Source organism: Paeniglutamicibacter sp. (assembly GCF_046714615.1).
In the GTDB taxonomy this organism is placed as follows: Bacteria; Actinomycetota; Actinomycetes; order Actinomycetales; family Micrococcaceae; genus Paeniglutamicibacter.
This window is the reverse complement of sequence record NZ_JBKKAP010000150.1, coordinates 1-8,607: the sequence shown is the minus strand read 5'-3', so window position 1 is coordinate 8,607 and position 8,607 is coordinate 1. Positions and strand designations below refer to the sequence as shown.

The following is an 8,607-nucleotide window of genomic DNA, read 5'->3' as shown; positions in this document are numbered from 1 at the left end:
CCAGCTACAACCACAACTCGGTCCTCAAGGTGTCCGTGGGACAAAAGGTCGAGCGCGGCGAAGTCGTCTCGCTTGCGGGCAGCACGGGCAACTCCACGGGGCCGCATTTGCACCTCGAGGTCATCGTCAACGGCAAGTGGGTAAACCCCGAGGGCTGGCTATAACGACAAAGCGACACCAATCTGTGGCGGACGCCGTCATGTCTGCTTAGAGAAGGCGTCCTACATAGCTGAAACGATCCAGATCACCAAGGCAATAGCCACAAGAACGCCCACGATTGTCCAAACAAGGCCGCTTCCACGCATGTCCTGACTTCCATTCTCTTCGTTGGTACTTCTCATCATCGGCTTACAAGACCCGCAATTCAAGACTTTGCGTTGGCCTTGCATGGCGATGAACTTGGATTCACCGACGAAGTGGATCGCGAGCTTTCCGCGCCATCGAATGATGAGATTCGAGTTTCCTGGTGCGGCAGTGCGCGCCGTGCGGAAGGGGACCGTCTCGACCCTGTGGCTGAATCCGATGACTGGGTTCGATGGTGCTTAGCAAGTTCCTGATCGACTGTCGGAACTGGCTTGCGCGGTCAGGTGGACATCGGGACCAGATACCCCAACAAACCAAATAAACGCGTGGGGGCTGGCCCTAGGAAACCGAAGGGGATTTTGTTTTCGGGCCATATGGCTTCCGGTTTCCCGCATCCGTTGGAATCGAACCGGCAACTGCACTTGATCAACGCCTTTTCATAAGGTGCGGCAGCGAGGATTCTTTCGCAGATGAAATGTGGCTCGAAGCCAGTGCAAGGAATTCGATGGCTTATCCAGGGTCTGCGTGGTCAGCCGTGTGGCATGGAGTCAAGAATGTCCCCGCATTCGTGAAATCCGGCGCCGGGTCCGCACCAATGGTGCCGCACGCGTGGGGGTGTTGTTTACTGGGCAGGATCCTCGAGTGTGGCCCCGATGGTTCCATGGCTGGCGGCAACCTGTCCGCGATGCTGGGCATGGCATCTTTCCCGTGTGGAGATCCGGTGGCAGGGCGCTGCAGATGCGCACGTCCCTCGACGACCCGCTTTGGTCCAGCCCGCCCAAGTGGCGTGTGAACGCTTTTGTGCCGCGGGCGGTGCTGGCATGCTTGTGGTGTGAGACAGATCCTGGCTGACCCACCCCGTACAGCGCTCAACTGGAAGCTGATGCCGGCGGCGCTGCTCTCGGCGTCCGGAGTCCTGCTTTTTGGCCTCGGCAATGACCCGGTAGGCTACGGCCTGCTCGCCCTGAGCGTGCTCACGGCGGCGATAATCGACCGCGGGCTCGCACGCCACCTTGCGCTCATCGCGGCGGGACTGGTGATCATCAGCATGGTTCCGCTGAACGCTGACTTGAGCATCCAGCACATGATCTTGATGGGTGGTGCGCTCGCGTTGGCCGTGCTGCTGCCGTGGCTGGTCTCGCGATTTGTTTACCGCGAGGAGATCATCAAATTTCCGGTGAACACCGGACGTAAATGGCCGTTGACCGCCAAGCTGTACCTGATCGGTGTGGTTGCGTTGGGCTACTTCATTTTGCCGGTGTACCTGATCAGCACGAGCGTCTACCAAAACTGGCCGGACGCCTCGGATCCCGCCATCTTCTGGCGGCTCTTTCTGGGAGTGAACGCTGTTGGCATCTGGGATGAGTTGTTCTTTATCTGCACCACCTTCACGCTGCTGCGGCGGCACTTTCCGGACTGGCTCGCAAACATCCTGCAGGCGGTGATCTTCTCGTCTTTTCTGTGGGAGATCGGCTACCAGGCATGGGGTCCGCTTTTGACGTTTCCCTTCGCACTGCTGCAGGGTTACACCTTCAAGCTGACGAAGTCGTTGACTTATGTCGTGTCTGTGCACTTGATCTTCGACTTTGTTTTGTTCCTCGTACTGGTACACGCGCACAACCGCGACTGGCTTCCGGTTTTCCTGTACTGAGCCCCTGGGCCATGCGCCCCTGGGCCAACGAATGACTGGATAGCGATCCACTTGCGTACGCGCAATCGCAGTGCAGTGCGGACGACCATTGACGGCCAGTGCAGTCGCCTTCGAAAATGACAGCGTCGTTGAAATCTCGCGCGTGTGGACGTCCCGGGAGCCCCGCCCGAAACATTGCCCGGTGGCGTGCCAACCGGTACATTCACCACCGGTTGACCCCTGAGCGTGAATTTCTGTTCCGGTCATCCTTGGACCCCGGGTCGACTCCGCACTTCTTGCTTGCATGGAAACGACGATTGACACAGAAAGCTGCCGCCGGCGATCCCCCTTGAGGGGAACGTCGGCGGCAGCCGGATCACTGTTTCCTAGTGGAAGAAGTGGCGTGCACCGGTGAAGTACATGGTCACGCCCGCTGCGTTTGCTGCAGCAATGACCTCTCCATCGCGGACCGAACCGCCGGGCTGCACCACTGCGCGCACACCGGCGTCCAGCAGGATCTGCAGGCCGTCGGCGAACGGGAAGAACGCATCCGAGGCTGCCACGGCGCCGCGGGCGCGTTCTACCGAAACGCCCTCGGTGCCGGAGGCTCCGCCTGCGGCGTCAACGGTGGATTCGACGGTGACGCCCAGGGTGTTGGCGCGCTCAACGGCAAGCTTGCAGGAGTCAACGCGGTTGACCTGGCCCATGCCGATGCCCACTGCCGCGCCGTCGTTGGCCAGCAGGATGGCGTTGGATTTCGCTGCACGCACTGCGGTCCAGGCGAAGGCCAGGTCCGCAAGCGTTGCCTCGTCGGCTGCCTCGCCGGCGGCAAGGGTCCAGTTCGCCGGGTTGTCTCCGTCGGCGTCGACCTTGTCCGAGACCTGGACGAGCACGCCGCCGGAGACCTGGCGGATTTCGGCCGGGTAGCGACCGTAGCCCTCGGGCAGGGCCAGCAGACGGATGTTCTTTTTCTTGGAGAGGATCTCCACCGCTTCGGGCTCAAAGTCCGGCGCAATAACAACCTCGGTGAAGATGTCCTTGACGGTGTTGGCCATGCCGGCGGTCACGGTGCGGTTGGCGGCAATGACGCCACCGAAGGCCGAGAGCGGATCGGTCGCGTGGGCCTTGGCGTGCGCGTCGGCGATCGGGTCAACCGCGTCGGCGGAGGCCACGGCGACACCGCACGGGTTGGCGTGCTTGATCACGGCGACGGCCGGGGCGTCGAAGTCGAAGGCCGCGCGCAGCGCTGCATCGGCGTCGACGTAGTTGTTGTAGCTCATGGCCTTGCCGTGGAGCTGGTCGGCCTGGGCGATGCCCGCCGGGGCCGCCTTGTCCACGTAGAGGGCTGCCTGCTGGTGTGGGTTTTCGCCGTAGCGCAGGACCTCGGAGCGTTCCAGGGCCAGGCCCGAGTACGCGGGCCAGTCGATGACTCCGTCGCCGTCCTCGTCGAGGAACTGTGCAGCGGTCCAGGAGGCGACCGCGGTGTCGTAGGCGGCGGTGTGCGCGAAGGCCTTGGCGGCCAGGCGCTGGCGGCACTTCAGATCGAAGCCGCCGGCCGAGGCAGCTGCGATGACCTCGGAGTAGTAGGTCGGGTCCACGACGATGGACACGGAGGCGTGGTTCTTGGCCGCCGAACGCACCATCGCAGGTCCGCCGATGTCGATCTGCTCGACGACGTCGTCCATCGCAGCGCCGGAGCGCACGGTGTCGACGAACGGGTAGAGATTCACCACGACGAGGTCGAAGGCCTCGATCTTCATGTCCTGAAGGGTCTTCATGTGGGCCGGGACGCGGCGGTCGGCCAAAATGCCTCCGTGCACGCGCGGGTGCAGGGTCTTGACGCGGCCGTCAAGCATCTCCGGGGAGCCGGTGACTTCCTCGACCTCGGAGACCGGGATCCCGGCGGCGGCAATGCGCTTGGCGGTGGAGCCGGTGGAGACCAGTGCGACGCCGGCTGCGTGCAGGCCCGCTGCCAGCTCCTCCAGTCCACTCTTGTCGTAGACGGAAATCAGGGCCCGGCGAATCGGGACGCGATCAAGGACAATCTGGCTCACAAAAGTCTCCCAGGGTGCGGTTTGAGGGGGGTGCAACCCCCATCTTATCCCGCACCCCGGCGGGCGACTTCCTGCGTGGCTCCGCTGTTACTTGATCATCTCCCCCGCGGGCGAGGCCACGTACCAGACATCGTTGACGCCCTGGCCCAACACGTCGCCGGGCTTGGTGTCCTTGGCAAAGTAGTACAGGGGCATGCCGTTGAGCGTCAGCTGCTTGGATCCATCGGGGCTGTCGATGGTTCCGACTTCCCCGGTGACGCCTTCCACCACGGGGGTGTCGCCGGTGGCCACGGCGATCGGCCAGGCGGCCAGGCATTCGCCCGTGCATGCGCTGGTGGTGGTGTCCTTCGTGTCCTTGGTGAAGTAGTACAGGCTCATGCCCTTCCCGTCCACCACGATGGTGCCCAGGCTTGTCTGGGCGGTCTTCAGGTCCGCCGCGGCCATGGCCGTGTCCGAGGCGCTGGGTGCCGGCGCCTCGTATCCGCCACCGGTGTCCGCTGACGTGGTGGCGGGGCTTTGTGCCGGCGTGGTGGTGTCGGCGCAGCCCGACAGCAGCAGCGCTGCGCCGAGGAACAGTGCAGCGGCCGCGGTCTTGGTGTGGTTCTTCGGGTTCATGATGCAATTCCTAACACTTGGGGGCGGGACTTGGGCCCCCGTTGCCTGGGGGCCAGGAGCTCCCCGGGGGCTGGTTGCAGGTACTCCCGAGGCATCTCTCACTGGCTAAGACGCATCAAGGTGTGTCGGGGTTCACGCCGTGGCCGACTTTTCTGCGCATACTTGGAACGTGGTTGAACCGATTGAAGTACAGATGCGTCCTAGTGGGGTGAACCCATGTTCCCGAAGAAACCCAATGGAGCCCATGTGCCGCTAGAAGCGCAAGTGGTGTCGGACATCTACCGCGACCACGGCGAAGCCCTGAGACGTTTTGTGCTGCGCGTGGCCTCCGACCGCGACGAGGCGGACGACGTGGTGCAGGAAACCGTGCTCAAGGTGTGGAAGGCCGCCCCGGAGTTGACCGGATCGCTGCGCAGCTACTTGTTTGCCACCGCGCGCAACGTGATCATCGACCGGCACCGCCGAGCCGCGGCGCGGATTTCCGCCTCGGCGCTGGGCGACCAGGATCCCGAGGCTGCGGGCGCCCTTGCGGGCATGGAAGCGGTCCTGGACAGGATTCTCATGGAAGAGGCCTTGATGCGTTTGACCCTAGAACATCGGCAGGTGGTGATCCACATGCATTATCTGGGTTCCACGGTGGCCCAAACGGCCTCAAGCCTGGGGATCCCCCAGGGCACGGTGAAATCACGGGCGTACTACGCGCTGCGGGCCCTTCGCGGGATCTTGGCAGAAATGGGGGTGGAACAGTGAACGAGCACATGGACCTGGGGGCCTATCTGCTGGGCGGGCTTGGCCCCGACGAGGCACGTGACTTCGAGGCGCACCTGGCCACCTGCCAGCAATGCCGCGAGGAAATTGCCCTCTTTTCCCCGGTGACGACGCGGCTTGGCGCATTGGATACGCAGACGGCCCGGGCGCTGTTGTCCGCCGAACCCACCGTCCCGGTCTCGGATCCCGGGGTCGAACTCCTGGACCGGCTGCGGGCCAGGCGCCGAACGCGGCGTACCCTGCTGGGGTCTGCGGCGGTGGCCGCAGTCGCCGCATCCGTTGCCGGAGGCGTGTTCCTGGCGCCCGTGCTGAACCCCGCCCCTGCACCCGATGCCAGCTACGAGGTGGTCTCGGCCGCGGGACCGCGCGTGGACCTGGGATTGAATGCCAAGGCATGGGGCACCGAGCTGCAATTCAGCGGGACCCAATTGCCCACCAGCGGGACACTCTCGCTGTGGGTGGTCGACCGCTCCGGCCAAGTCGACAGGGCAGGCTCCTGGACCGCCACAAAAACGGGCACGGCCCGCCTGAGCGGGGCCGTGCCCACCGAACTGGGACTCATCTCGGCGATCCAGCTGCGCGACGTGGATTCCAGGATCCTCGCCGAACTCAATCTCCCGGACGGGCCTTCGAAGCTGCCCAGCTAATGCGTGAGTTCCGGGAAGTGCTTGGCCAGCTGGGATTCGGTGAGGCACCTGCGCAGTAGCGCATCGCCGTGCTCCTCGTCGGAGAGGTAGACCACCACGTCCGCGTTTCGTCCCACGGCCAAGGTGGTGCGCAATGATTCGGTGACGCGGATGAGCATTTCGTAGTACAGGCGGTTCGTTTTCTCCCACCCGTGGTCCCTGGCGACGCTGGTCAGGGCCTGGCTCCACAGGGACGTGGCAGATTCGTCAAAGAGCTCGATGGGGCTCCACTGCCAATCCGCCGGATTCCACTTGGAGGAGTAGTATCCTTGTTCGGCGTCGGAGGCCAGGGCGTCGAATTCCTTGAGGACGGCGTCGATGTCTTCGCCATCGTCATCCTCATCCGTGGCGACGTCGTCATCCTCGTCGTCATCCGAGTCGCTGACTGCGGTGACGTCGTTGTCGTGGAGATGCACGTCCCTGTCGGACCCGTTGTCGTCGGCGTCGGCGCGTTCCTCGAAGTCTTCCTCTTCGTCCTCGTCGTCGAAGTCCTCCTCAACCGCTTCCTCTTCGTCGCCGGCGAAGGCACGGGTCAGGGCTTCTTCGGAGTTCAGCGCAAGGACGGGCAAGTCGATGTGGTCGGTTTCGTCGGCGCTCACCCCGTCGAGGGCAATCGCATAGAAAACTTCGTCCGGGTGACGGTGAATTATTTCTTCCGCCTGGCGAAGAGCCGACACCCGTATCGCCTCTTCGAGAGCGGTCCAATCTACTCCCATATCCAGAGCCTACCCCGGGTTGCCCCGCACCGGAACAGCCCCGGCACATGGGGCTTCGCCCAATTTCGGGTGCCCCGGCAGAAGCCGATTCGGGAAACGCAAAGCTACAAAAAGTCAAGGGGTATTCTGTGGATTGCCGTTTCAGCGCGTAGCGTTGTTGCTGGAACGGGAGGACGTTTTCTTCCGTTGCCTCACTAACGACCTTGTTGCCGTGGCTGTACTCGTCCTGCGTCAGACCGCACCTGTCCAAAGGCCATTCACTCATGAACAATTTCCTGAAGCTACCCACCGGCGAGTCAATCGTCCAGAACCTGCCGTGGAAGTGGGGCGTGCAGGGGAAGATTTTCATCATTGGCGGGCTTGGATTCATGTTCGACGCCTGGGACGTCACGCTCAACGGCGCCCTGATCCCCTTGGTCGCAGCGGAGTGGGGCCTTGACCGCACCACGGCGGCGCTGCTGGGCACCGGAAACCTGGTGGGCATGGCGCTGGGCGCGTTCCTCTGGGGAACCATAGCCGACAAGATCGGACGCAAGAAGGCCTTCACCTGGACGCTGCTGATCTTCTCGATCTTCACCGTCGCCGGGGCCCTGGCCCCGAGCTTTGCGTGGTTCGTCGCCTTCCGCTTCATTGCCGGCGTGGGCCTGGGCGGCTGCATCCCGGTGGACTACGCCCTGGTCGGCGAGTTCACCCCGTCCAAGCAACGTGGCCGGGTTCTCACCGCCATGGACGGCTGGTGGCCGGTCGGGGCCGCACTCTCCTTCTTCATTTCCGGTTGGGTCCAGGCGACCACCGGAAACTGGCGGCTCATCCTTGCTGTCATGGTGCTTCCGGCGCTGCTGGTCTTCTGGATCCGGCGCAGCGTCCCGGAGTCCCCGCTCTACCTGGTCCGCAACGGCCAGAGGGACGCGGCGGCGAAGGTCATCGACGATTTGGTGGCCCGCACCGGCGCCACGGCGCAGCCCTACACGCTCCCTGAGCCGGAGGCCGCACCGCGGCTGTCCCCCGGGTCCTGGCTGGAGCAGCTGGTGAAGATCTGGCGCTTCAGTCCCCGGATCACCATGGTGTCCTGGTCGCTGTTCCTGACCATCCTGCTGGTTTACTACCTGGCCCTGACGTGGATGCCGTCCATCCTGGCGGACACCGGCATGGTGCAGTCCACGGCGTTCTTCATGACCTCGGTCATGGCCCTGATGGGCCTGATCGGCGTGTTCATTGCCGCCCTGCTGGTGGAAAGGGTTGGCCGCAAGTGGCTGTTGGGCATCACCGGTCCATTGTCGGCCATCATCCTGGTCATGGTCGCGGTGACGATCAATGCACCCGCCCTGGCGCTGGTGTGGCTGCTGATCTTCGGCGTGGTCGTGCAGATCGCCATCCCGGTGTTGTACACCTACGTGTCGGAGTTGTATCCGACCGAGCTGCGCGGATCAGGCTTTGGCTGGGCCTCCTCGTTTAGCCGGCTGGGCGCCGGGTTCGGGCCGCTGGCCTTCGCCGCGCTGTGGCCGGTGGTTGGCCTGGGAAACCTGTTCCTGGTGGCCGGGGCCATGGTGCTGGCAGCGGTCATCCTGATGGCGTTCTTTGCCCCCGAGACCAAGGGCCGCCTCCTGCAGTAGGTCCGGGCCGGGTCTTTGACCATACAACGGTGCCCTCCGGCCCGACCCGCTGAGGCGGGCCTGGCCGGAGGGCACCGTTGTTTGCGGCTGGCTCTGGCTAGTGTCCTGCGCCTGAAGTTCGCTTCAGAAGTCGGCCCAGTGACTCGAGGATCTGTTCGGCGGACTTCGTCCAGATGAACGGCCGCGGGTTTTCGTTCCAGGCCTTGACCCAGGCCCGGATGT

General features: G+C 63.8%; 8 protein-coding genes. 5 read left to right on the top strand and 3 right to left on the bottom strand.

What is annotated here, in order from left to right:
• Together ACLQ7E_RS18215 and ACLQ7E_RS18210 are read left to right on the top strand one after the other, a co-directional pair.
• Positions 1 to 164 (top strand): M23 family metallopeptidase (locus ACLQ7E_RS18215; protein ID WP_411733992.1); only part of this gene is annotated, 164 nt, incomplete at its 5' end.
• A gap of 1,022 nt (positions 165 to 1,186) precedes the next feature.
• Positions 1,187 to 1,954 carry a type II CAAX prenyl endopeptidase Rce1 family protein gene (locus ACLQ7E_RS18210; protein ID WP_411733991.1) on the top strand — a complete coding sequence of 256 codons (768 nt, stop codon included), beginning with the start codon at positions 1,187 to 1,189 and terminating at the stop codon, positions 1,952 to 1,954.
• Positions 1,955 to 2,319: 365 nt separating this feature from the next.
• Here the strand turns inward: ACLQ7E_RS18210 and purH are convergent, their stop codons facing one another.
• Both purH and ACLQ7E_RS18200 read right to left on the bottom strand, forming a co-directional pair.
• Complete coding sequence (gene purH, locus ACLQ7E_RS18205) at positions 2,320 to 3,987, bottom strand: bifunctional phosphoribosylaminoimidazolecarboxamide formyltransferase/IMP cyclohydrolase (protein ID WP_411733990.1); 1,668 nt, start codon at positions 3,985 to 3,987, stop codon at positions 2,320 to 2,322.
• 87 nt (positions 3,988 to 4,074) lie between these two features.
• Complete coding sequence (locus ACLQ7E_RS18200) at positions 4,075 to 4,602, bottom strand: hypothetical protein (RefSeq protein ID WP_411733989.1); 528 nt, start codon at positions 4,600 to 4,602, stop codon at positions 4,075 to 4,077.
• Positions 4,603 to 4,848: 246 nt separating this feature from the next.
• Between ACLQ7E_RS18200 and ACLQ7E_RS18195 the strand changes: the two genes are divergently transcribed.
• Positions 4,849 to 5,352, top strand: coding sequence for a sigma-70 family RNA polymerase sigma factor (locus ACLQ7E_RS18195; protein ID WP_411733988.1), 504 nt, complete (start codon positions 4,849 to 4,851; stop codon positions 5,350 to 5,352).
• Positions 5,349 to 6,017, top strand: a complete 669-nt coding sequence (locus ACLQ7E_RS18190; protein ID WP_411733987.1) for a zf-HC2 domain-containing protein — start codon at positions 5,349 to 5,351, stop codon at positions 6,015 to 6,017. Before ACLQ7E_RS18195 ends, ACLQ7E_RS18190 begins: the two co-directional genes overlap by 4 nt.
• Here the strand turns inward: ACLQ7E_RS18190 and ACLQ7E_RS18185 are convergent.
• The gene (locus ACLQ7E_RS18185; RefSeq protein ID WP_411733986.1) at positions 6,014 to 6,772 is read right to left on the bottom strand and encodes a DUF4303 domain-containing protein; all 759 of its coding nucleotides are present in this window, start codon (positions 6,770 to 6,772) and stop codon (positions 6,014 to 6,016) included. The two genes, ACLQ7E_RS18190 and ACLQ7E_RS18185, sit on opposite strands and share 4 nt — an antisense overlap.
• 263 nt (positions 6,773 to 7,035) lie before the next feature.
• Between ACLQ7E_RS18185 and ACLQ7E_RS18180 the strand changes: the two genes are divergently transcribed.
• A complete protein-coding gene (locus ACLQ7E_RS18180) occupies positions 7,036 to 8,385 on the top strand; it encodes an MFS transporter (RefSeq protein ID WP_411733985.1) in 1,350 nt (449 codons plus the stop codon).
• Positions 8,386 to 8,607: the final 222 nt, after the last annotated feature.